This is a genomic window from Deinococcus sp. NW-56, assembly GCF_002953415.1.
GTDB lineage: Bacteria > Deinococcota > Deinococci > Deinococcales > Deinococcaceae > Deinococcus.
The window spans coordinates 1-22,330 of the sequence record NZ_CP026519.1 but is presented as its reverse complement, the minus strand read 5'-3'; the positions used below and the strand labels follow the sequence as shown (position 1 = coordinate 22,330).

General features: G+C 68.9%; 26 protein-coding genes. 3 read left to right on the top strand and 23 right to left on the bottom strand.

What is annotated here, in order from left to right:
• Nucleotides 1-18: 18 nt before the first annotated feature.
• The 3 genes from C3K08_RS17445 to C3K08_RS17435 form a co-directional block, all read right to left on the bottom strand.
• Complete coding sequence (locus tag C3K08_RS17445) at nt 19-3,042, bottom strand: Tn3 family transposase (RefSeq protein WP_104992712.1); 3,024 nt, start codon at nt 3,040-3,042, stop codon at nt 19-21.
• Nucleotides 3,043-3,047: 5 nt separating this feature from the next.
• A complete protein-coding gene (locus C3K08_RS17440; protein WP_104992711.1) occupies nt 3,048-3,605 on the bottom strand; it encodes a recombinase family protein in 558 nt (185 codons plus the stop codon).
• Nucleotides 3,606-3,834: 229 nt separating this feature from the next.
• On the bottom strand, nt 3,835-5,040 hold the full coding sequence (locus C3K08_RS17435) for an alpha/beta hydrolase (protein WP_234009300.1): 1,206 nt from the start codon (nt 5,038-5,040) through the stop codon (nt 3,835-3,837).
• Nucleotides 5,041-5,629: 589 nt separating this feature from the next.
• On the opposite strand from C3K08_RS17435, the gene C3K08_RS17430 reads away from it, so the two are divergent.
• Entirely contained in the window at nt 5,630-8,377 is a 2,748-nt protein-coding gene (locus C3K08_RS17430) for an ATP-binding protein (RefSeq protein WP_234009299.1), read from the top strand.
• Nucleotides 8,378-8,894: 517 nt separating this feature from the next.
• On the opposite strand, the gene C3K08_RS17425 is transcribed toward C3K08_RS17430, so the two are convergent.
• From C3K08_RS17425 to C3K08_RS17370, 12 genes are all read right to left on the bottom strand, one after another.
• Nucleotides 8,895-9,278 carry a hypothetical protein gene (locus C3K08_RS17425; RefSeq protein ID WP_104992709.1) on the bottom strand — a complete coding sequence of 128 codons (384 nt, stop codon included), beginning with the start codon at nt 9,276-9,278 and terminating at the stop codon, nt 8,895-8,897.
• Nucleotides 9,275-10,909 (bottom strand): hypothetical protein, encoded by a 1,635-nt coding sequence (locus tag C3K08_RS17420; RefSeq protein ID WP_104992708.1) that lies wholly within the window; start codon nt 10,907-10,909, stop codon nt 9,275-9,277. Before C3K08_RS17420 ends, C3K08_RS17425 begins: the two co-directional genes overlap by 4 nt.
• Before the next feature lie 37 nt (nt 10,910-10,946).
• Nucleotides 10,947-11,807: a hypothetical protein gene (locus C3K08_RS17415; protein ID WP_158680068.1), complete on the bottom strand. Its 861-nt coding sequence runs from the start codon at nt 11,805-11,807 to the stop codon at nt 10,947-10,949.
• A 223-nt stretch (nt 11,808-12,030) separates the two neighbouring features.
• The gene (locus C3K08_RS17410; protein WP_104992706.1) at nt 12,031-12,345 is read right to left on the bottom strand and encodes a hypothetical protein; all 315 of its coding nucleotides are present in this window, start codon (nt 12,343-12,345) and stop codon (nt 12,031-12,033) included.
• Nucleotides 12,346-12,492: 147 nt separating this feature from the next.
• Complete coding sequence (locus C3K08_RS17405) at nt 12,493-12,690, bottom strand: hypothetical protein (RefSeq protein WP_104992705.1); 198 nt, start codon at nt 12,688-12,690, stop codon at nt 12,493-12,495.
• A 213-nt stretch (nt 12,691-12,903) separates the two neighbouring features.
• Nucleotides 12,904-14,457, bottom strand: a complete 1,554-nt coding sequence (locus C3K08_RS17400; RefSeq protein WP_104992704.1) for a hypothetical protein — start codon at nt 14,455-14,457, stop codon at nt 12,904-12,906.
• Entirely contained in the window at nt 14,454-15,050 is a 597-nt protein-coding gene (locus tag C3K08_RS17395; RefSeq protein ID WP_104992703.1) for a hypothetical protein, read from the bottom strand. The genes C3K08_RS17400 and C3K08_RS17395 overlap by 4 nt, the downstream gene beginning before the upstream one ends.
• Before the next feature lie 35 nt (nt 15,051-15,085).
• Nucleotides 15,086-15,319, bottom strand: coding sequence for a hypothetical protein (locus C3K08_RS17390; RefSeq protein WP_104992702.1), 234 nt, complete (start codon nt 15,317-15,319; stop codon nt 15,086-15,088).
• Nucleotides 15,320-15,335: 16 nt separating this feature from the next.
• Nucleotides 15,336-15,560 carry a zinc ribbon domain-containing protein gene (locus C3K08_RS17385; RefSeq protein ID WP_158680067.1) on the bottom strand — a complete coding sequence of 75 codons (225 nt, stop codon included), beginning with the start codon at nt 15,558-15,560 and terminating at the stop codon, nt 15,336-15,338.
• On the bottom strand, nt 15,557-15,823 hold the full coding sequence (locus C3K08_RS17380) for a hypothetical protein (protein ID WP_104992700.1): 267 nt from the start codon (nt 15,821-15,823) through the stop codon (nt 15,557-15,559). The genes C3K08_RS17385 and C3K08_RS17380 overlap by 4 nt, the downstream gene beginning before the upstream one ends.
• A complete protein-coding gene (locus C3K08_RS17375; RefSeq protein WP_104992699.1) occupies nt 15,820-16,059 on the bottom strand; it encodes a hypothetical protein in 240 nt (79 codons plus the stop codon). The genes C3K08_RS17380 and C3K08_RS17375 overlap by 4 nt, the downstream gene beginning before the upstream one ends.
• Nucleotides 16,056-16,277, bottom strand: a complete 222-nt coding sequence (locus C3K08_RS17370) for a hypothetical protein (protein WP_104992698.1) — start codon at nt 16,275-16,277, stop codon at nt 16,056-16,058. Before C3K08_RS17370 ends, C3K08_RS17375 begins: the two co-directional genes overlap by 4 nt.
• 80 nt (nt 16,278-16,357) lie before the next feature.
• On the opposite strand from C3K08_RS17370, the gene C3K08_RS17365 reads away from it, so the two are divergent.
• Together C3K08_RS17365 and C3K08_RS17360 are read left to right on the top strand one after the other, a co-directional pair.
• Nucleotides 16,358-16,987 carry a ParA family protein gene (locus C3K08_RS17365; RefSeq protein WP_104992697.1) on the top strand — a complete coding sequence of 210 codons (630 nt, stop codon included), beginning with the start codon at nt 16,358-16,360 and terminating at the stop codon, nt 16,985-16,987.
• A complete protein-coding gene (locus tag C3K08_RS17360) occupies nt 16,984-17,316 on the top strand; it encodes a hypothetical protein (RefSeq protein ID WP_104992696.1) in 333 nt (110 codons plus the stop codon). The genes C3K08_RS17365 and C3K08_RS17360 overlap by 4 nt, the downstream gene beginning before the upstream one ends.
• A 3-nt stretch (nt 17,317-17,319) precedes the next feature.
• Here the strand turns inward: C3K08_RS17360 and C3K08_RS17355 are convergent, their stop codons facing one another.
• From C3K08_RS17355 to C3K08_RS18170, 8 genes are all read right to left on the bottom strand, one after another.
• The gene (locus tag C3K08_RS17355) at nt 17,320-17,682 is read right to left on the bottom strand and encodes a DUF1064 domain-containing protein (RefSeq protein WP_234009298.1); all 363 of its coding nucleotides are present in this window, start codon (nt 17,680-17,682) and stop codon (nt 17,320-17,322) included.
• On the bottom strand, nt 17,679-17,942 hold the full coding sequence (locus tag C3K08_RS17350; RefSeq protein WP_104992695.1) for a hypothetical protein: 264 nt from the start codon (nt 17,940-17,942) through the stop codon (nt 17,679-17,681). Before C3K08_RS17350 ends, C3K08_RS17355 begins: the two co-directional genes overlap by 4 nt.
• Before the next feature lie 80 nt (nt 17,943-18,022).
• Entirely contained in the window at nt 18,023-18,928 is a 906-nt protein-coding gene (locus tag C3K08_RS17345) for a 3'-5' exonuclease (protein ID WP_158680066.1), read from the bottom strand.
• Nucleotides 18,925-19,131: a hypothetical protein gene (locus C3K08_RS18175; RefSeq protein WP_158680065.1), complete on the bottom strand. Its 207-nt coding sequence runs from the start codon at nt 19,129-19,131 to the stop codon at nt 18,925-18,927. Before C3K08_RS18175 ends, C3K08_RS17345 begins: the two co-directional genes overlap by 4 nt.
• On the bottom strand, nt 19,128-20,639 hold the full coding sequence (locus C3K08_RS17340; RefSeq protein ID WP_104992693.1) for a helix-turn-helix domain-containing protein: 1,512 nt from the start codon (nt 20,637-20,639) through the stop codon (nt 19,128-19,130). Before C3K08_RS17340 ends, C3K08_RS18175 begins: the two co-directional genes overlap by 4 nt.
• Before the next feature lie 370 nt (nt 20,640-21,009).
• Nucleotides 21,010-21,798, bottom strand: coding sequence for a hypothetical protein (locus tag C3K08_RS17335; protein ID WP_104992692.1), 789 nt, complete (start codon nt 21,796-21,798; stop codon nt 21,010-21,012).
• Nucleotides 21,795-22,133 (bottom strand): hypothetical protein, encoded by a 339-nt coding sequence (locus C3K08_RS17330; protein ID WP_104992691.1) that lies wholly within the window; start codon nt 22,131-22,133, stop codon nt 21,795-21,797. The genes C3K08_RS17335 and C3K08_RS17330 overlap by 4 nt, the downstream gene beginning before the upstream one ends.
• Complete coding sequence (locus C3K08_RS18170) at nt 22,130-22,297, bottom strand: hypothetical protein (RefSeq protein ID WP_158680091.1); 168 nt, start codon at nt 22,295-22,297, stop codon at nt 22,130-22,132. Before C3K08_RS18170 ends, C3K08_RS17330 begins: the two co-directional genes overlap by 4 nt.
• Between the last annotated feature and the right edge of the window lie 33 nt (nt 22,298-22,330).

Here is a 22,330-nt window from a genome sequence, read left to right as displayed (position 1 = left end):
TTACTCTAGCAACCCGGATCACAACTCGATCTGTTCCAGGTAAGCCTCCAGGGTGTTCGGATCACGCAGGCGTCGGAGCTGGCCCTGGGCAATCTCTTCCGGCAGGGTAAAATCGTATTTCCCGAGCATGTTCACATGCTCGTGCAGCAGGGGCGTCAGGCGGGCCACATCCTCCTCCAGCACGGGTTCGCCAGCCTGTCGCAGCTCCGTCAGGGCCACATCCAGGTAGCGGGTGTTCCAGAGCACGATGGCATTCACGACCAGGCCGAGGGCACCCAGTTGATCCTCCATGCCTTCCCGGTACCGCTGGCGGAGTTCCCCCTTGTGTCCGTGGAAGACCACTCGCGCCACGCTGTGGCGCTGCTCGCCGCGGTTGAGCTGCCGTAGGATGCGCGCCCGGTACGCCTTGTCATGGACATAGTTCAGCAGGTACAGGGTCTTCTCTATTCTCCCCAGTTCGGCCACGGCGCGGCCCAGGCTGGACAGGCTTCCCCCACGTTGTAACGTCCGCATCACGCTGGTCGCCCCCACCTTGCCGAGCTTCAGTGACCCAGCGAGCCTGAGCATGTCCTCCCAGTGAGCGGCGATCAGCCGCTCATTCAGAGTGTGGCGGCCCAGGTCATTCAGCGCTCCGTAATCCGCTTCCCGGTCAAGTCGCCAGAAGCGCTGATCCGGGAGGTCGGCCAGCCTCGGGCTGAATTTGTACCCCAGCAGGGCGAACAAGCCGAACACCACGTCACTGTAGCCGTGAGTGTCGGCCATGATCTCCCTGGGATTGAGGCGGGTCTGCTGTTCCAGCAGGCCCGCCAGGATGTACAGCGAGTCGCGCAGCGTCCCCGGAATCACGATCCCGTGAAAGCCCGTGAACTGGTCACTGGTGAAGTTGTAGTAGGTCACGCCGCGCTGGGCACCGAAATACTTGCTGTTCCAACCGGCGTGAATGGTGCGAACCGGGACGACGAACCGCAGTCCGTCGGCGGAGGCCACCTCCCCGCCGCCCCACGCCCGCGCGAGGGGCAGGTCATCCTGCGCGTTCACCAGCCGTGCATTCGCGGCGGTGATCGTGTCAGCCCGCACGTAGTTCTGCCCCACCCACGACAGCCTGGACAGGGTCAGGGCCGGAACGTCCGGCCTCGCCACGGCTTTCAGGCCGATGTTACAGGCCTGAGCGAGCAGGACGGCGCAGACGCTCAGCGGCAGGTCGCTCACCCGGGATTTACCGTCGGCGACATGGGTGAATGCGTCGGCCAGTCCGGTGAAGGCGTGGACTTCCATCAGCAACTCGGCCAAGTCGATCACGGGTAACCGCGCCGCGACCTGCGCCCGCAGCTTTGTGAGGCTCGGTGGGTCGTCCAGCACTTCTGGTGCGGTCAACCTCAGTTGAGGTTGACCGTCCTGCACTGTGAGCGTCAGCGACTGGTTCTGGGCAAGGTGCTGCTCCACCTCGCGGTAGGCACTGTCCAGCTCCAGCCGCCACATGTCCAGTTCCCCACGCACCTCCAGTGAGCGGTTCAGCGCGCGGCAGACGTCGTCCCGCACGTCTTCCCAGGCGGTGCCCTGCAAGAGTTCTGCCCTGGGGTCACCGTGGCGTTCGCTGCGCTCCACGAAGACTTCCCGGCGTTTCAGAGCCTGCCCCAAGCGGTCGAGGGCACAGAGCGTGTATGCCTGGTGGTCCACCTCGTCCTTTTGCGGAAAGACCCGGCGTTCCCACGGTTTGGTGACGAAGTCCCTGGGGGCGGCCGTCCACTTCGGCTTGCCGCCTCCCGGTTCGTCCATGCGCTTCAGGAAGCCCAGGGCGTCCAGCAGGGGTTTAGCGCCTGCCGTGCCGCTGAGCGGCACGGTGAGCAGGAAACTCCGCAGGAAGCGCCGCACCGTGGCGTAGGCACCGCTCAGGGCCTCCGGAGCCGGATCGTCGTCCGGGCTGGCGAGTTCCTGTACGGTCAGGGTGGCCGCCCGCAAGGAAGCTTCCCCGAGACGCTCGAAGGCCAGTGAGCGCACCTGCTCCGGTGGAACGTCCGGGTCGAGGAGCACCGCCACCGCTTCCCGGAGCAGCAACGCGGCCTGGTCGAGGTCTTGCAGGGAACGCAGGCGTTCCCGCCTGCGGTTGGCCTCGCCCCGCAGGGCCAGGTCGTTCATAACGCTGCCGAACATATCCAGCACGTCATCGGTGGCCGTACGCTCCAGATGTTGCACGAAGACCAGGAGGGTCGCCAGGCGGCGATCCTCCCCCAGTCGCTCGATCAGTTGTGCCCGCACGGTCAGGGCGTGGCGTACCAGGACCGCCTGCCGGGACTCCGGCACGTCACTCAGGTCAACGGTGCCGACGCCGACGGCCCGAATCTGCTCAATGCGGTGAATGGCCTGATAGAGCGCCGACGTGCTGATGTGCGTCGGCGGGGTTCGCAGCCTTTCCAGCGGCGTCTGCCAGTCGTTTTCCGGCAAGACCAGCAGGGCGCCCAGCGCGGCTTTCTGGGCCGGATTGAGGCGCTGGCTGAGTCCCTCGAAAGTGCGAGCGGTGAACCGCTCGCGGACCCGGGCGATCAGGCGGGCCAGCACCGTGACTCCGGGCAGCACGATGCGCTGCTCGATCAGGCGGGCAGTCGCCAGATCGAAGAGGACACTTGGGCGGCTGGCGCTCAGCGCGAGCTGGGCGTAGATCCAGCGGGTCAGGCGGAAGGCCTGGAAGCCGTCGAAGTCGCGGTAATCCAGCGCCGCGATGATGGCCTGACGGTGACTGTGGCGGGTCGCGGCGCGAACCGCATACTTCCTGAACTCGCCCGGCTCGACCCGCAACTGCTGGGCGAGGTGCGTCACGACCACCGAGGGCGTGTCCAAGGGGTTTTGCAGGAAAGTGCCCAGAAACCGCAGCGTGCCGAGTTGCACCGCGAACCCGAGTTCATTCTCGGGGCGTCGGCGCTCGGTGACGAGGCGCAAGTCCGCTTCGCTCAGGAAGAAGAACTGGGTGAGCTGTTCAGGCGTGGGATCACCCTGGTAGCGCCCATAGCGTGCCGCCTGCTCATCGGTCAGGAATTCGACGGGCATGGCCGTCAGGTCTCTCGTTGTAACAGGCGGCTGACGGTGCTGGGATGCACGCCGAACAGGCGGGCGCACTGCGCCGCCGTGTGCCGCCCGGACCCCACCGACTCACGGATTTCCTGCTCCTGCCTCGCGGTCAGTTTGCGCCTGCGCCCACCGGTGCGCCCTTCGAGGCGGGCCTGTTCGAGGCCCGCTTTGGTGCGTTCCCGGATCATGGCCCGCTCGAACTCGGCGAAGGCCCCGACCATCTGCATCATCATCCGGCCCGCGGGCGTGGTGGTGTCGATGGCCTCGGTGAGGCTGCGGAAGCCTGCCCCAGCGGCCTCGATCTTTTCCATCAGGTGGAGCAGGTCTTTCAGGCTGCGGCTGAGCCGGTCCAGCTTCCAGACGACCACCACGTCCCCTTCGCGGAGCTGGTCGAGCATCTTGTGGAGTTCTGGGCGATCCCAGCGGCCACCGGAGGCGTGTTCGGTAAACACGCGCGCCACCTCGGCGTCCTTGAGCGCGCGGAGCTGCGCGGCGGTGTCCTGATCCTGGGCTTTGCTGACACGGGCGTAACCGATGTGCATGGGGCCTCCTGGGGTTGCTTGAACCTATTGCCATTGCCCGAGGCTGTGCAACAGGGTTTTGCAACGCGAGGAAGCTCTTTCATTCAGGGCATCACGGCCAGTGCGGAAACGTTCGTTTCCGCACCCTTGGCGTCGAGTCAGGATCGATCTGTGCCGTGACCCTAGAAGGGAGCGTGCAGGGCATTCAAAACGCCTATTCCTGCTGCGCTACGTCTCGCATTCAGACGTGCTAGTCCGCCAGCACCCGCTGAACGAAGCGGGTCAAGGCCTGCTCGTACCTCTCGGGGTCCATGTTCCAGGGCCGGACGTGTTCGGCCCCCTCCACCCGGTGATACTCCACGATGTCCGGCCGGGCGTGGGCGAAGCGCTCCACATGCGCCACCGGCACGGTCCGGTCCGCGCTGCCGTGAAAGAGCAGCATGGGCGTCTGGAAGCGGTCCATCACGCTCAGGTGATCGACCGCGTCGAAGTCCTGTCCACTTTTGAGGACCGTCAGCTGCTCGACCAAGCGCGCGAAGGGCCGCATGTAATACCGCCGGGCGAAGTGACGGATCAGCGAACGCCACTCCAGCGGCGGGGAATCCAGCACCACCCCGGAGATCAAGGGGGCCAACGCGCTGTACCGCAAGAAGGCCAGGGTGATGCCGCCTCCCATGCTGAACCCCATCAGCAGCAACCGCCGCGCGCCCTGGACCTGGGCAAAGCGCACGGCGGCTTCCAGGTCCTCCCATTCCTCGGCGCTGAGCCGGTAGACTCCCTGGGGCGTCCTGGGCGCGCCGTGGGCGTTGCGGTAGGTGATGGTCAGGCTGGACAGGCCCAGCCGGGCAAAAGCGGGCAGGATACGCAGGGCGTCTTGCCGCAGCCCCTTGTAGCCGTGGGTCACGATCACCCAGTCGGTGCCCGCCACTTCTCCATCAGGGCCGCCCGGCACCAGCCAGGCGGGCATCGGGCCGTGTTCGGCGGGCACCAGAACGTCCTGGTACTTGAGGCCCCGCGACGCGGGCGTGCCCAGCCCCACCGTGCTGGGGCGGACCTCCTGGCCCACCGCCAGCGCCGCTTCCTGCCACTGCACCGCGCGGGTGACGGTGCGGCGGGTCTGCGCCAGCACCGGGCCGAGCTGGGCAAAGGCCTGTCGGCCTGCCGGGCCGTCCCATTCCAGCCCCAGCACGCCGGGCCGGGTGGTGGCCGGGTTGCGGGTCAGGGTCAGCCGGGGAGCTTGCGCCTGTGCAGTCCGGGCGTCGAGGTCCGGGGCTTGTTGATCGCCCTGGAGTCCCAGAACACGGGTAGCCGGAATCCGTCTGCGGACCGGGGGTGCCCAGACCAGCGCGTCCGCGAAATACCACCCCACGCTCAGGACGACAGTGCCGATCATGCCGAACAGCAGCAGGATCAGGGTCAGGGGACGCGGCATAGACGAGACGAGGGGCAGCTTCACCCTGAAAATGCTGCCACCTCTGCCGCACAGCAGACAAGAGGGCTTCAGGCAGGAAAGAAGGTGGTCAGGGAGACTCCCACCTGCGGGGGCGCCGCGCCTGCCCACGAGCGCCCGGCCAGATGTCCCCCCAGGAGTCCCTCCACGCTCCGCCCCTGCTGGTCATTTTTAACATCGTCCTTACCACGGCCTCCCCTCTTGAGCGTCCTGTGGAAACAACGCCGGGCCAGAGCTGGCGCGCGTGCGGAGTCTCCGCCCCACGGGAGCAGCGGTCCGGGAGATCCGGTTGTGCGTCTCACCAGCCCGGCTAGGGCGGTGTCACCGTGCGTCGGAGCAGCGCTGCTGTCGAGGTGGCGGGGAGGCATTGGCCCACAGGTTCTGGCTCACACGGTCGGCGGCCCGCAGGAAAAGTGCTCTTTGTTCTCTCTGCAAGGTTTTCCCTGGGAAAGACTCGTCCGAGTGGGCTTGGTGAACCCTGCATGCCGCGCTGCCGAAGCCACGCCTCCACGTTGATCTTGACGTCTTCCTCATCGAGGTGGGAGAAGTGGGATGACCCCGATCTGAAGATGCCCGGACCTGCTAAAAACCGGGCATGCGCACCCCGGAAGGCGGCCCTGCACCCCCCGTGAACGGGACGCTCTTCGACGGTGGGGGCGAGATGGGTGCCCGGATGCAGGCGTTCGACTGGGCCAGCACCCCGCTTGGGTCACCCGAAACCTGGCCTGCACCGCTGCGGACCTACGTCAGGCTGATGCTCGTTTCCCAGCAACCCATGTATCTCGGCTGGACCCACGAGCTGATCGCCCTGTACAACGACGCCTATCGCCCGGTCCTGGGGGCTGACAAGCATCCAGGAGCGCTGGGGTGCCGGACCGCCGACATCTTCGGGGATGACGGCTACCCCAGCCTCAAGCCCTACTTCGACGCCGTGCTGGAGCGTGGCGAGAGCGTCGCCTTCGTGGATCTTCTGGTCCCCCTGGCTCGCCACGGCTACCTGGAAGAGTGCTACTTCGACGTCGGTTATACCCCGGTCCACGGCGAGATCCAGGTCGAAGGAATGCTCGCCACGGTCAACGAGACCACCGAGCGGGTCCTCGGGGCGCGCCGCACCAAGATCCTCGCGGGCCTCACGGCTCATCTCCTGGGCGCAACGGAAGCGTCCCAGGTCGTCGCAGCAGTGATGCAGAGCACGCAGGACCACCCCCATGACCTGCCCTTCGCCATGCTGTACCTGCCGAGTGCCGATGGTGGTTTGGCCCTGTCGGCCTCGGCGGGGCTGAATGAGGCGCAGACCACGCTGCTGAACACGCCCCCCGAAGCCTGGACGCCGTTGGGGGAGGCCCAGGTGGTGCCCAGTCCTCCCCTCACCGTCCGGCCCTGGCCGGAACCCGTAACCCGGATGGTCCGGCTCCCGCTCGCCCATCCGAATGAGGTCTCTCCCCTGGGTCTGCTGGTGATTGGCCTCAATCCCCGCAAACACCTTGACGACCCCTACCGAGATTTCCTCCAGCTTCTCAGCGGTCAGGTGGCGAGCGCCCTGCACAGCGCCCGGCTCACCGAAACCCTACGGGAGCAGAATGCCGAACTCGAGGCGCGCACGAAGATGCTCGAGGCGTTCAGTGACCTGACCCAGGACCTGAGCGTGCTGAGCGACCCCCTGGGGCTGGTTCGTCAGACGCAGGAGGTGGTGCTGAAGCTGCTTGCGGACGGCTTCTCGCAGTATTACGAGCCTGAAGGTGAGCTGTGGGTCATCCGGTCGCAGGTGGGCCAGACCAACACCCCCGAACTCCAGGCCCAGGTGGGCGCGGGCCTGGCCTTTGAGGCGACCCCGAATCTGCTGATTCCGTGGCGCAGCGGGGAGGCCTACTACCAGGAGGTCTACGACCACGCCGCCGACCAGCTCACGGGCAGTGGAGCGTACCCGGGGGCCACGGTGACCCTGCCCATCTCAGTGGGGGGGCAACCGCGTGGGGTGCTGGGCTTCGCTCTCCTTCGCGGGCGGCAGTGGTCGCGTGCCGACCGGGCACTCCTTGAAACGGTGATGGGCAGCTTGAATCTCGCCCTGGAACGCGCCGAACAGGCCAGCGCCCTGCGGGCACAGAAGGCCGAGGCCGAAAGCCGCAATCAGGCCCTGGAAGCTTTCGCGCAGCTGTCGCGCGATCTGGTCTCCGAAACGGACCGGTACACCCTGATTCAGCGTGCCCAGGAAATTGTGCTCAAGTTGCTGCCGTCCGGGTACGCCGTGTACTACGAACTCGAAGACGGCCTGTGGCGGATGAGAGCGCAGGTAGGCGATCTGGGCCACCCGGCGCTGCAAGCCCTGGTCGAGGCGGGCCTGCCGCAAGACCGCCCCACCTTGGCTCTCCCATTCACGACGGGGCAGCCGTTCTACCAGGACGTGTACCTGCAAGGCGCGGATACCCCGCTGGAGGTGGTGCAGCATATTCAGGCGGTCGTGACACTGCCCCTGTTCGTCCAGGGAACACCCATCGGCATCTTTGGGATTGGTCTGTTTCGTCAGCGGGCCTGGACCGGGACCGACAAGGCGGTGCTGGAGACGACGCTGCGGAGCCTAACCCTGGCGCTGGAGCGGGCTGAGCATATTCAGCAGTTGACCTCGCAACGGGATACGCTGGACGTCCGCACCCAGGCATTGGGTGACGCCAATGAGGAACTTGAAGCCTTTGCGTACAGCGTGTCGCACGACCTGCGGACCCCCGTGCGGCACATCGCGGGGTTCAACACCCTGTTGCGGACCTCATTGGGGGATCAGCTCAGCGAGAAGTCGGTCCGCTACCTCGCGGTGATTGATCAGGCGGCACAGCGCATGAATACCCTGATTGACGCGATGCTCGACCTGTCCCGCACCTCACGGCAACCCTTGCATCTCAGGCTGGTGGATCTGGGCACCCTGGTGACGGATGTCCAGGCGGAACTGGCACCGGAGGTATGGACGCCGCATAGCACCTGGAGAATTGCCCCGTTGCCGCTGGTGATGGGGGATCAGGACCTGTTGCGGCAGGTCCTGGCGAATCTGCTGTCCAACGCACTGAAGTACACCCGCAAGAACAGTCAGGCCGTGATTGAAGTCTGGGCGGAGGAACGTCCAGACGCCTGGGCCATCTGTGTGCGGGACAATGGGGTGGGCTTCGACCCGCGCTACGCGGACAAGCTGTTCGGGGTGTTCCAGCGCCTGCACCGCGCCGACGAGTTCGAGGGGACCGGCGTGGGCCTGGCCAACGTCCGGCGGATCGTCACCCGGCATGGCGGCACGGTGTTCGCGCAGGGCACGCTGGGAGGTGGGGCGACCTTCGGGTTCACGCTGCCCCGGAGAGCCTGAGCAGTCACTTCACCCGGTTCAGGTTGTCACGGTCAAGCGGTCCAGCGTAGTCCTGCTGGCGCATGTTTGATCCTGGTTGCTTCCCGCTGGGGGCGGTGTGCTGCTCCGTAAAGGACGCCGTGGCCTTCAACTCTTGATCAAGTGTCACATTGCGGACCACCAGCAGAGCACGTTCGTTGCCCATTGGCGTGAGCCGCCGCCCCAGAACTGAAGGGGCGTCACTCCCTAGGGGGGCTCGATGACAAAGGCCCGAGAGCGCTGCGTACCCTGCAAGGTCAGGCGCAGGTACAGCATCACCAGCCCGGCGGTGTCGTGCGGCCACACCTGATACACACTTCGGCCCACCGAACTGCGATCCAGCGGAAATGGTTGTTTTTGAGTCCGTTCCGTTTGTGCGGAGGACACGTATTTTCCGCACCACGAAACCCTATTGCGAAGCTTGACTTGGTGGCATTGGCTTGCACAATATCTGCGAAATTGTAGTCTTGGTTACTAAAGTAATCCGCTGTTCCTTTGCTCAGTTGACCCCCATCCAGTCGGTGAGTTCGGCCTCCGCCGCCTTCACGGCCCGTGCCCCGCCGGTGTAGTCGAGGGTGAACCCGGCGCCGCTGAGCGATTGCAGGTCACCCAGGCTGCCGCTCACGTCGTCGTCGCTCTCCGCGAGGGCGCGCAGGACGGTGACGATGCGGCGGCGGCTGTCGCCGGGGTAGCCCGCGAGGTGGTCCTCGAAGAAGCTGAGCAGCCCCGCGAGGTCGTTCGGGTCCCGGCTGACGCGGCCATTCGGGTCGCGCTGGAGCCGGGCGCGGACGCTGCGGGCGGCCGCTTGTGCGGCGTTGCTGACGGGGGCGCTGGGTGGGGGTTGCCCCCCGAAGAGGGCGCGGGCGGCTTGCAGGATGTTCACGGGGTCCTCCTCCGGGCAGCGCCCCGGAACGCGGCGGCCACCGCCCGGGCCGAGGGGTCATCGCTGGTCGTCACGAACACGAACTCCGGCGCGACCGCCAGCACGTACCCGTCCCCGTCGTCGGGGCTGCGGCCCTCGTGGCGTTTCTTGAACTTCTCCTTGGCTTCGAGCTGCCTCACCTCGCGGCGCACCCCGTCCACGTTCTTCACGGCGTACCCGAACTTGCGGTCGGTGAGGTCCTCTTCTGTGCGTGGGCTGGTGCCGCGCAGGCTGACTGTCCCGATGGTCTGTCCCGCCAGGGCGTACAGCTCGGTGATCAGGTCCGCGTACTTCTCCGGGGTGTGCGGCTCCCCGTTGAAGTGCACCTCGTGCAGGGTCACCCGCTGGAACAGGTCCTTCAGCTCCTGGCTGGCGCGGCAGATGTCGATCGGCGAGCTGCCGTACCCACCACCGCCGTCCACCCGGATGCTGACCTCGGTGTAGCCGGCCGCCGCCGCGAGCTGCGCGGCCTTCAGGATCACCCGGAAGTAGGCCCACCCGTCCTTCGACTGGATGGTGCCCACGAGCTGCACGTTCCCGTCGAGGTCCAGGTAGACCTTGCCGCTGTCCTTGCCGAAGCGGCCCGCGTCCACCCCGATGCGGGCGAGGCTGGTCGTCTTCGGCCGGGGCGGGCGCTGGGTCGCGGCCTCGTACTGGCTGGCCGTCATGAAGGTGTCCCCGTCGCCCCCCTCCGGCGGGATGCCCAGCGCCCCGTACAGGAAGCCGCGCTGGGGGAGCCACCACTGACCGGGCGGGTAGGCCGTGCCGTCCGGGCCGGTGATCTCCCAGGGGGTCTGGAAGGTGTAGCGGGCCGGGTCGTCCGCGTCGATCGGGTGCGCCCCGAAGTCCTCGTAGTCGAAGAGCCAGTCCTCGAAGGTCTCGCGGCTGGTCCCGCCGGGCACGATCTCGCGGCCATGCACCACGTTGGGGAAGTTCAGCAGGCTCAGCCGGTAGACCTTCACGCCGCGCTGCTGCTTCATGCGCTGGAAGCGGCTGGTGCGGGTCTTGGGGTTGGCCATCAGCACCCAGAGCTTCACGCGGTTGCCGGTGAACTGGCGCTTCATGCCGTTGTAGAAGAAGTCCGGCACGCCCTCGGCCTCGTCGAAGAGGGTGGCCTGATAGGTGTTGTGCTGCCCCTGCGATCGCTCCGCGCCCTTGCCGCCGCTGTCGCTGGTGGTGCGGCCCACGGCGAAGTGCGTGCCCGACTTGTTGATGCGGGCCTCGCTGGGAAGGATGCCCTGACCCACCTTGTAGCCCCGCTCGGCCGCCATCTCGATCAGCTTGCGGATGTCCTTCCACAGCAGGTCGTTGACCTGGGTGGCCGTCGGCGCGGTGGACAGCACCACACTGGACTCGCCCGGCGCGGGCGGGAAGCACTCGTGGAAGAACAGGGCGGTGCCCGCCTCCAGCACGAAGGTCTTGCCCAGGCCGTGCGCGGCCTCGCCCAGGAAGATGAACGGCACGTTCTCCTTCCCGTCGAGCTGATCACGGATGCTCTGCTGCATGTCCTGGAGGATTTCGAGCTGCCCGGCGGTGCCGTTCTCCCCGGACCACGGCTCCAGCCCGAACACATCGCGGAAAAAGCGGACCATCTCCCGCTGGTAGCGGCGGAAGTCGGACTTCCTGGCCTTAGTCCGCGCCCCCGCGAGGGCGTGCCCCGGTGAGGCTGCTGAGCTGGATAAGCTTCCATCGCTGCTCCACGGTGTCGAGAAGCGTCTCGCGGATGCCGTCATCGGTGATCACCTCCCTCGCGCTCTGCTCCAGGTCGGCCCCCATCGCCTCGTACAGTCGGCCGATGGTCGTCATGGAGAAGGTCTTGTCCTCGCGCAGCTTGTTGATGCGGTCCACCATCTGCCCGATCTGCGCCGCAATGCTGCTTGCCGCTGCGATGTCCACGATCTGCAAGGGCCGCTTGGGCAGGTAGCTCATGGGGTCGGGCATGTCTTCGGCCCCGCCGTCGTCCGGTGCTCCCCCGTCCAGGAGCCGGAAACGCTCATCCTCCAGCCAATCGGCCCAGTCAGACTGAAACTCCTTGTCGAAGCTGAGGTGCCAGGCGATCAGGGCCTGGCTCATCTCGTCGTAGCGCTCGATAAAGTCCAGCACCAGTGCTCGCAGAAGCTGGAGTTCAGGCAGCAGATTCAGGGGGTCGGGGTCCCCCTCCAGCCGGTCGAGCAGCTCGCGCAGCCTCGGCCGGGTGGTCAGGGAGCTGTAGCGCCCGTGGCGGATGGGCGTGAGCCCCCCGTGCAGCTTGCACCGGCCCTCGCCAAGGTGGTCCGTCCCGGCCCCGGCAGGCTGGCGGCAATGGCGGCCCGGCTTCCCACGTAGGCCTGAGCCGCAGTACTTCCCGCCCTCGGTGGGGTCGGTGCCGTCTTGGAGCGGCTTGACGCGGGTTTTGCTCTCCACACGGGGGCGGTGAGTCACGTCACGCGAGGGTTCCGGGGCGGCGCGGTGCTCCTTAGGGTTGCGGGGGCTGGACGACTTTCGGCTCATAGGGGTCACCTCCTTTTGGGTGGAATGCACGGGAGTTCCTGCCCCTGCGCTGTGCGGCGGCGCGTCGTGCACCACCACGGGGTTCTTTGTTGTGGGCTGGCGGAAACCTCCGCCCCGCGCCGTGCACAGTCGGTGGCCAACCTCCGCCCCGCGCCGTGCACCACCCCTGCCCACGCCAAAGCGAACGCCCGCCGGGTAAGGGCGGGCGCTGCGGGCGGGGCTATCAGTTCATGGGCGGGATGCCCTCCAGCCAGGCCGGGGGGTGCTTTTGCAGCCGGTCCTTGATGACCCCGGCGAGCTGCTCGGCATAGGCGGTGGCCGCCTCCACGGTTGGAAAGCTGGCGTTGGCCAGGAACAGCTCCCGGCCCAGGGCCGTGGTCGCCACGATGCCCCAATCGTCCGCGTCCCGCGCACGGGCCTGCAACGCCATCACGTAGCTGACGAAGATGTCGTCGAACTCGCCGTCCACCCACAGGTAGCCCTGGGCGGCGTCGCGGAGGGGGTCGGCGGCGAGCTTCTTCTCGGCTTTGCTGGTCACCGGCTCAGGCTAGCGGGCCGGGCCAGTCGGTTGGCAGGTTGCCCCGGTGTCGAGCCGGGCCTCTCTGGATTTGGAGTCCTGAGCGCGTCCCTGCGCGCAACCTGTACAGCCCGGCTTGGGGTGCCGGGCGAACCCTAGGGCCATCGCTCAGCCGGGGAAGGCGAAGTCGGTGCGCGGCAGGGTGAAGCTCCGGAGCGTGGGGCGCTGGTCACGGGTCACGCGGGTCGCCTGCTCGCGGGGGGCGGCCTGCTCAGGCATCCGGCCCAGCAGCAGGTCGCGCCGGCGCAGCTCGTTGAAGGCGGTCAGGACCGCGATCGGCGCCTCGAAGTACTCGCGGCGGCTCACAGCCAGTCCACAACACGAACAGACGGCATGCGCGGCACCGGACAGCAGCGAGAGGGCGAGGGTGGCAGCAGCGTAGAAGTACTTCTTCAAGTTGAACCTCCAGCGGTGGATTGCGGCACCCGGGCAGGCCCCACGCGAAAGCGCCCCCACCGGGAAGGCAGGGGCGCTCAGGCATTGGGTAGACGTGGTGCAGCTTGACCAAAATTAAGCGAATTAATGGGACGAATTGTCAAGCCCCCCTGTTTTCTGGGCAGGATCGGGCGGCGCGTGGAAGCCCGGCTCCGGCGCGTCCCCCAGTTCGGGCGGGGTGATGTCCTGGGCCTGGAGGGTGGTGGTCAGCGCCCGGCGCAGGACCTCGAAGGCCAGCAGCAGATCCGGGTACCGCTCCAGGGTGGGACGCAGTTCCAGGTGCCCGTCGTGGTCCTGGTAGATCAGGTGCCCGTCGTCCTCGTGGCGGCGGCCCTGCTTGCGACCTCCGGCGCGCTCGCTGAGGTCTTCGATCCAGCGGCAGAGGGAGGCCCAGGCCTGGGGCGGGACGCGGGTGCCGGTCACGCTCTCCAGTTCGGCGGTGTTGGCGACGAGGACGCTGTGCCCGTCCGGCGCGTACAGCACGATCAGCCGCACGTAGTACTGGGTCATGCCCTCGTAACGCTCGAACTCGCCGTCCTCGTCGAGGACCACGTGCTCCTCGCGGACCGAGAGCACGTCCCCGTGGAAGTAGCGGCCGGTGTGGTGCTTGACCCGGGCGCGGTCGAGCTCGCGGCGGGCGGCGACGTGGGTGAGGCGCAGCTCCTGCACTTGGAGGGCCAGCGTCAGGGCGTGGTCCGCCTTGCCCGCAATCAGGGCCTGGCAGGCTTCGAGGGCGAGGGGGTAGGCCCGCGCGAGGCTGTCGTGCGCCTGGGCGTGCAGCTCGCTGCCCTTGCCCTTGCCCGTGTCCTTGACTGGAGCGAGTCCGGCGTCCTGCTGGGCGCGGCCGATGAACGTGCCGATCAGTCCACGCACGCGCTCCTGCTCGCGGTCGTCCTCGCTCAGGGCGCGCAGCTCGCGGTCGGACAGGAAGTAGCGGCGGTGGAGACTCAGGGCGATGCGGTTGACCATCGCCCGCTGGTCCTGGGTCAGGCGCAGGGTGGCCAGCTCGTCGGTGGGGACGGGCAGATGGCGGGGCGGCGGGGGCACGTGACCGGCGCGGCCAGCGGCGCGGAGGGCGGCGGCGGCCACGTCCGCGCGGGCGGCTTCGAGCAGGAGCCGGGCGAGGTCGGTCTTCGCGGCGGCGGGGGTGTGGCGGGGAGCGACCATGCCCGCGAGCTGCCGGGCACGCTGCTCGGCCTCCTGGCTCAACGTGCAGGCGTGCGGCTCGCTGGTGGCCGCGCAGTGGTCCGCCTCTTCGACCTCCGCGACCAGCTTCCTCCAGCTCGGGAGGCGGCGGGCCTCGTCGATCAGGGGGGCGGGGTCGGGGCGGGGCTCCACGCGGCTGACCTGGCTGAGGGGCACGGTGAGCAGGGTGCCGTCCGCGAATTCCAGCCGCACGCTGGGGGTGCGCACGTCAGGGCGGGGAGCGCGGCGCACCGTGGCCCGCTCGTGGGCGTGGGGCCGGGCCGAGTCGCGGGGTTGGTACCAGACGACGTCGCCAGGAGCCAGGGTGGTCAGGCGCTTCGGGAGCACCTTGCGGGGCTTGTGGGCCTCACGGCGGGCGACCGTGCGGGCTTCGGCGTCGGCCTGCCGCTTCCAGTTCTGCCCGTCGTTGAATTCGGTGCGCTCGGGCTTCACGGCTGGGCCTGCGCTTTCTCGCGGTGTGGCTCGTGCTGCTGACGGTACGCCTCCAGCGCGGCGGTCCCCTCTTCGGTGCGCCGCAGTTCCTGATCGGGGCCGACCACATCGAGGCCTGACCGGGTAGCTGCGAGAAGACCCTGGGCGAGCAGGCCCAGGAGCATGGTGCGGTGCGTGGGGCTGATGGGGTCCGTGCTCCCAGGGGGGCGCAGCCCAGCGGCCACCAGCACCTGCGCGGGGGCCTGCGGGGTGACGGTCAGGGCCTCCAGCAGCCGGGCCTCGATGACGCTCGCCAGCGCCGGGCCGCGCCGGGGGGCGTTCGCCGGGCCGTAGCGCTGGTGGTACACGTCCAGGGCCGCCTCCCCGTAACCGGTCAGGACGTAGCCCTCTCCGTCCGGCCCCCAGGTCACCCAGCGCACCCGCCCGTCGGTCGTCAGTTGCCGCAGCAGGGCGCGCTGGGCGTCCGTGATGGGCGCGGCGTCGTCCTGGGTCCAGAGTCCGGCCAGCTTCAGGGCCGGGACCGTCTTCAGGGGGATGCCCGACAGAACGGAAAGCAGGCGGTAGGTGTCGGGCAGGGGCTGGTGGTGGGGCAAGGGCAGGTCTCCGGAGGGCGAGAGGGCGGAGGAGGTCAGCGGCGGCGCAGGCGGGCGCTGGCCTTGCTGCGGGGCAGGGGGCGGGGGGTGGGGAGGGTGAAGCTCATCGACACGGTCCCGCTGGTGCTGAAGGTGCGGCCGATCTGCCAGGCGGTGTCCATGCAGAACCCACCAGGGTCGCTGACCTTCGAGGTCGTGAACGGCACGTCCTTCCAGGTCTGGCCGTCGTCGGCGCTGATGGAAAGGGTGGTCTTCGAGTACGGGTGCATGGCGTCTCCAGAGGGGTCAGTGGTAGAGGTGGCAGGCGAACAGGACGGCCTCGTCGCCTTCGTTCGGCAGCCCGATCGGCTCGGCGATGTGGAGTGCTCCCCGGAACCAGAGCGTGGGCTGGCGGCACGTCCCGCAGCGGCCGCGCTCGCCGTCCTGAGGCGAGGCGAGAGAGAGGGGAGCGCCGCAGTGCGGGCAGGGACTGGTCTGCAAGCGGGGAAGCGGCGCCAGGACGGCCATCACCCTCTCCCCTCCCCCGCGCGGGAGGCCCGCCCCTTGCGCAGGCGACGGCGGCGCGCCTCGGCCTCCTCCAGGGCCAGGGTCAGAGCGGCCTGGGGAGACCCGGCCCGCTCCTTGGCCGCGATCACGCCCGGCTCGTCGGTCCGCCAGACCGAGGCCTTGTAGGACCGGCCGCCCAGGGTCGGCTGACTCACCAGCTTGACCCCCCAGCCCTCGTCTTCGAGGTGGGCGAGCAGGTCGTCGAGGCTGAGGGGGAGGCGGCTCACGGCTCCTCCCCAGGCGGGGTCAGGCCCAGGTCGCACAGGTAGTGCGGCGTGCGGTCGTTCAGCGGCACGAAGCCGATCAGGAGGCGGGTGCGTCCGGCGGCGAGGCGGGCCGCCTCCTGCGGGTCGGGGGTGACCCGGGCGGCGCGCCCCAGTTCGCGGCGCAGGGTGCGGACGTTCGCCTGTTCCACGGCGTGGCGGGCGGCGCAGGCGGGGCGGACACGTTCCTTGCGGGTCACGGGGTCTCCTCTCCCCTGCTCGCCCAGTGATCACAGCGGGCGTCCGGGGCGGTGAGCAGGCGGCCCGACACGCTCATCGCCTGCCGTCCCACGAAGGCGGGGCGCAGCGTGTCGGCACAGGGGCGGTAGGGCCGGTACTCGGCGGCCTCGTGGGGGTGGTGCCGGAAGGCAGGCCGCCACAGCAGGGAGGCATGGCAGGCCTGACCTCCGCCTGTCATGCCTGCCTCTGTAGATTTGTATACATACCTACATGTAGAGATTGGCGTAGAGAGATTTTGCTGCCTGTTATGTTGCCTGCATGATTGCAGGCAGTAATTTCCGTGTGGCGGTAGTGGGACGGAAAGGTGGCGTTGGCAAGACCTCTACCTCCATTCACCTCGCGGCCCACCTGGCCTACAGCGGGCGGCGCACCCTGCTGATCGATGGGGACGACCGGGGGTACGCGACGACCTGGGCGCGCAGCGGGCAGATGCCCTTCGAGGTCGACGGGGTGGGCGGGCTGATGGCGGTCAGTCAGTACGACGCGGCGGTGATCGACTCGCAGGCGGATCCCAGCGAGCAGGAGATCAGCACCCTGGGGCGGCACAGCAGCGTGCTGGTGCTTCCGGCCATCCCGGAGGCCCAGGCGGTCAGCGGCCTGATGCAGACGGTGCAGGTCCTGGACCAGGCGGGCGTGCCCCGAGATCGGGCGGCGGTGCTGCTCACGATGGATACCCGGCAGGGGCAGGCGACGGCCGAAGCCCGCGCGGCGCTGGAGGGCGCGGGGCTGCACGTGCTGGAGGCGACCATCCGCGACACCGTGGCCTTCCGGCACGCGAGCGGCGGCGGCACCCTGGTGCACCGGGTAGGCAGCACGCCGGGCAAGATGGCCTGGGAGGATTACCGCAAGGTCATGCGCGAGCTGCTCGCGATCGGCGGGCAGGCATGAGCAAGCCCAACAAGTTCGCCGACCTCGTGGCCGCGACCCAGCAGCCACAGGCCCCAGAGCCTGCCCCCGCGTCGCGCACTCCCGCTCCGGCCCCGGCCCCCGTGGACGCTCCGGTCCCCGAAGAGATGCGCATGCTGGGCGGCCGGGTGCCGGACAGCATCTTTCGCGAGTTCCAGCGGCAGAAGATGGACGCCGAGACCCACCTGCGGGTGCGGCGGGTGACCACCGAAGACGCCCTGGAAGCCCTGGTGCGGATGCTGCGCGACCCGGAGACGCAGGCCCAGTGGCACCAGATGCTGGGCGAGGTGCGGCGCGGTCGCCGGGGCTGAACCTCACGAGGCCACCCACGCGCCGCGCACCCGCTTGAGGGCACGCACCGTCGCCCAGGGGTAGAGCGACTGGACCTGTGTCCGCTTCAGGCGGTACAGGTCCGTCTCTTTGCCCTTCGGGTCGTCGAAGGTCACGGTGCCGTCCGCCCAGAAGACGAGGAAGTCGCAGACGTACCGCACGTTGCCGGGGAGGTGGAAGGGCACCTGCCGCAGGAAGCCCACCACCTCACCCACCTGCTGGAGCTGGCGCAGGTGGTCGAAGTAGGAACCCTCCAAACCACTGTCGAACCGCATGCCCTCCCGCTCGACCGCGACCGCCCCGTACTTGTGGCGCACGGGTCCCAAAGCAGCGCGGCGACGGGTCACACCCACCGCCAGTGGGGGAGAGCGCGCTGCCCGGGCCGGTCCGCGTACACCTGGGGCACCAGTTCAAACACCTCGCCGATGAACAGCTCACCCCAGCCATCCGGGGTGTCGGGTTGCCCCTCGTGCTCCCGGCTCACCGGGTCCATCTGCACGGCCGCCACCCACAGCCGCACCGTCACGAGCGGCAGCCGGGGCAGTCGCCGGGGGTACAGCTCGCGCAGCAGCGCGATCAGCCAGGGGGCAGGGGCAGCGTCGGTCATAGGAGTGCAGTCAGTCTAACGTTTACGTATACGTTTACGCAGCGGGAATGATCAGGGGCTGATGGGGGGGAGGGGAGGGTCTAGCGGCGCTCCAGGATCTCGGCCAGCATCCCCGGCGGCGCGACCTGCGGCACTGGCCAGTCACGTCCTGCGACCGCGCGAATCAGGGCGGCGGTGGTCAGGGCATCCCCGGCCGCCCGGTGCGCCTGGCCCTGGGGGGTGACGCCCATCGCCCCACAGGCGCGGGCGAGGCTCACCCAGGTGTAGTCCCCGCTCTCCGGGTCGTAGTCCCCGTGCAGCACCGCGTAGGCCTCCATCACGCAGGCGGTGGCCGAGCGGCCCAGCACGCCCTTCTCCAGCCCATGCGCCCGGCGGGTGGCCCGCAGGCGCCGGAAGTCGAAGTCCGCGTTGTAGATCAGGGCCGTCTTGCCCCGCACCACGTCCCGGATATGCGGGGCGAGGAAGGGGAACGTCGGCGCCGTCCGGAGCATCTCCTCCGTGATGCCGTGCACCCGCTGCGCGCCCTCCTCGATGGGCACCGCGTTGCGCACCAGTGTGTTCAGCAGCACCTCGCCCGCCACGGTGCACACCGCGATCTCGATGATGTGCCCCTCCAGGCCGGTCGTCTCGGTGTCCAGCACCACGGCGTCGGGGGACCTGGCCCACTGCCGGAACAGGGCGACGGTCTCGGCGTGGTGCCCCTGGTAGCGGGTCAGCACGGCCGCCTCCAGATCCCGCTTCGCCTGCCGCCGGGCACGGGCGCCCTCGCGACGGGCCGCGCGCTCCTGATCGAGTTCCTCGGGGGTGGGCGGCACAGCCTCGTCGATGCGGAACAGGGGCGTGTTCTGCCAGCCGCTGTCCCCACCCCGGTGCTTGTACCAGCGCCAGGTGGCCGCCGGTTCCCCGCCCGGACGCAGGCCCTGCTTCAGCAGCGTGGTCTTCGTGGCGAGGCCTTCGGGCACGTGATCGACGACTGGGGCGCTCACGACGCCTCCCGTTCGCGGGGCACGGCGGCCGCCCGCTCGAACAGGCCGCAGGTGCCGGAGCGCCCCGGTTCGCGGTACTCGAGGAGGGCCACCGGGGTGTCGGTCCCGGCCTTCAGGCCCTGCGCGTCCAGCTCGGTCGCCGTGGCCAGGTGCGCCGGGTAGGTGCCGAGGTACTTCGGGATCCGGGGGGCGCGGCGGTTCACGCGGACCCCACGAACTCGTACCCGAGCACCAGGTTGAGGGCGGGCAACTGCTGCTCGTCGCTGAGCACGTAGCGCGCCCCGACCCCATTGCGGCTCCTGACCTCCACCGTCCCGACGATGCTCACCTCACGCCCGGTCTTCTTACAGCGCCAGCAGGCCCCGACCCGGTAGCGGCCTTCCTCGGGGGTCGTGTCCACCTCGGGCTTCTTCGCCGGGGCCAGCGCCCCGCCCCCATGCACCCCTGCGGGCTGCGCCTTCGCCTGCTGCCCGCCGCCGATCATCCGGTCGAGGCCGTCGATCACCCGGGTCGTGAAGCCGCCGATCTTCGCCTTCGCGTCCGCCTGCGCGGCCCGCTTCACCAGGTCCAGCTCCTCCAGCGTCAAGCGCAGCCAGTCCTCGCGGGAGAGTCCCCCCGTCGGCGTGAGCTGATCGAGCAACCCGTCGCGGATCAGCTTGCCGGTCACCATCGTCCGGATCGTCCGCATCTGCTCGCTGTCCAGCGAGGCCACAGGACGGCTCAGCAGCTCGTCCCGGGGCACGGGGGCCAGATGGGCCACGCCGAGGGCCACAGGCGGCAGCAGGGCGCCGCGCGGGGCCTCCACCGCCGGGGCCGCGCCCGCCGCGCCGCCGCCCGGAACATTTTCCGTGTCGGTAGCCTGACCTTTCCCACGTTCGAGGAGCCCCTCGAATTCCTCCAGTGAGATGGCGTCCTCGTCCTCCGCCGCGTCAGCGGCGCCGCCGACAGGCGGTTCGAGCACGGCCACGCCCGGGACGACCGCAGGTGAGGTGATCAGGGTCCCCAGGGCGGGAGTGAGTGGCATGGCTTCATCTGTTGAAGGCGAAGCCGAAAAGGTGGTGCGCGGGTCTGGGCTGGGTTCGGCCACCGGCGCGGCAGCGGGCTGCGCGTCCTCGCGCGGGTCACCTACTACGTCTAATACACCACTTCCTTCAATGGATTCCCTTAGGGGGTTACCTTCGTCTCCCTTCGTTTCGGGGGGGTCCCCTCCCTCCATTTCGGAGGGGTACCCCTCCCTCCGTTTCGGGGGGGTTGCAGTCTCGTCTTCCTGACGGACCCCTCCCTCCGTTTCGGGGGGGTTGGTCTGTGCTTGCTGCTTGCGGGCCTTCTTCTCGGCACGCTTGGCCTTGCCCTCCGCCTCCTGCTTGGCCTGGATCGCCAGGACCACCTCGGGCTTCACCCAGCGGCTGAACTTGGTCAGGGTGTAAAGGGTGGTCCGGCCCTTGCGCTCGTGGGCTTCCAGCAGCTTGTACGTCACGAGGTTGCCGAGGCAGCGGCGGACCGTGTCGGGGTGCATCCGGCAGGCCTTCGCCATGTTCTCGATGCTGGGGTAGGCGGCCCCGCTGCTGGCCCGCCGCGCGATGTGCCCGTAGAGTCGGAACTCCTCGGGCGTGAGGGGGTAGTCGTCCAATGCGCTGTGGACGAACAGGACATTCATTTCACTGGTGTCGATCTGAACCTGGCGCTCCTGGCGCCCCTTGGCCGTGCTCACGACTGCACTCCTGCGCGTCCCTGGGTACGGCGTACCCTCCCGGTCCGTTGACCGGGCATGCCCAGGCGCGTATCCTGGGCACAGGCCGATGCCTTCGGCGTGCCCACGCCGAAAGACAACTCAGAGTTTTGATGTACACCCCTCGAATGCGTTTGGTCGCCAAACTTCGCGCACCGGGGGGTGGCCCTTTGGCTGTTGTGCTCGGTTGCAGCCGCCGGGTTGGTCGCCAGTGTAACGCGTTCGGGATTCGCCTGCACGCGAAGGGTGGTGGGGAGTTCGGTGGCCATGTCCCCACCGTGCGGCCAGACCGGGTTGGATCCGGCCACGCGGGCCAGTCCCCCGCTGGGGGTGTTGCTTTCCAACCCGGCCTTCACGCCGCCACCTCCGCCCGGAGACTGCTCAGCCACGCCTCGAACTGGGCGCGGCTGCCCTGGCCCATCCCGCCCGACCGGCGCGAGCACCAGGCGTAGGCGTCGCCCTCGCGGCGCACCGTGACCCAGTCCCCGGCGACCGGCAGGCCGTAGAGCCGTCCCTGCTCCAGGCCGTGGCGCTGGCGGGTGTCCGGGGGCAGGACGGCGAGCGGCGTCCCCGGGCAGAAGAGGCCGGGAATCCGCAGGTCGGCCCCGGTCGCCACGAGTGGACGAGATTCCGCCGGGCTGGGGGTGACCTCGTCCACCGGCGCGGCGGTGCCCGTCCTGGCCGCCTTCCATGCCCGGCGCACTTTGGCGAGCAGCTCGTCTTCGACCGGCCAGAGGTTCTTGCTGCCCTTACACGGCACCGGGGTGATCGGCACGAAGTCGGTCAGGACCCAGCCGAAGGTTCCAGTGAACCAGGGGCTGTCGCTGGAGGTGACCACCTCCGCGATCCGCGCGACCGCGTAGATGCCGGGGACGCACAGGGCCGTGATGTCCTCGTCGGAGAGCCAGTCGGTGGGGTCTTCCTCGCCGCCCCAGATGCGGTCGTTGACCCAGTCCATGGTCGCTCGGCAGTCGGCAAAGTCCTTCGGGCTCTTCGGGAGACGGCCGCCGTGCAGGGCGATATACCCACCGATCAGTTTGCGTGGAGGCGTCCACTCGCGGTTCTCGATGCGCTTGGGCTGATCGTCGAGCAGCATCATGCGCGGCCAGGGCTGAGCGAGGGTGATGGCCTGGAGGGTCACGGCATCACCCCCACGCGCCAACCCGCCGGGCGCCCGGTCAGGCGGTCCCACCAGCTGGGGGCCTCGCGCTCCACCCGCCAACCGGACTCGGCGCAGTGCTGCATGACGCTCGCCAGGTGCTCGGAGGGACCGACCAGCCCGAAGTCACGGCGACCGCACCGGATCTCCCACAGCCCGTAGGCCCGGTAGACGACCCGCGTGGGCTGCCGCGCCCCGCTGGTCTGGTGTGCCCGCGTCACCCCCAGCACCACGTCGGTCAGGCACTCGTTCCACTCGCGCAGGGCCTTCTCCCGCTCCTTGGCCTCCGCGAGGTTCAGGATCTCGGTGATGGTCATGCCCCCACCCGTTCCAGCACCCGCAGCCGGTGCCGGGCCTGCACCAGGTCCCAGGTGGTCTCGATCAGGGCCTTCTTCGTCAGCCGGAGGTCGGCGTCCATCCGCTGCACCTCGTGCCGGGAGCGGGCCTCCGACCGCTGAGCCGCGTGCAGGTCGTGGCGCATCCGCTCCTGCCCATCCTCGGCCCGGTAGAGCCG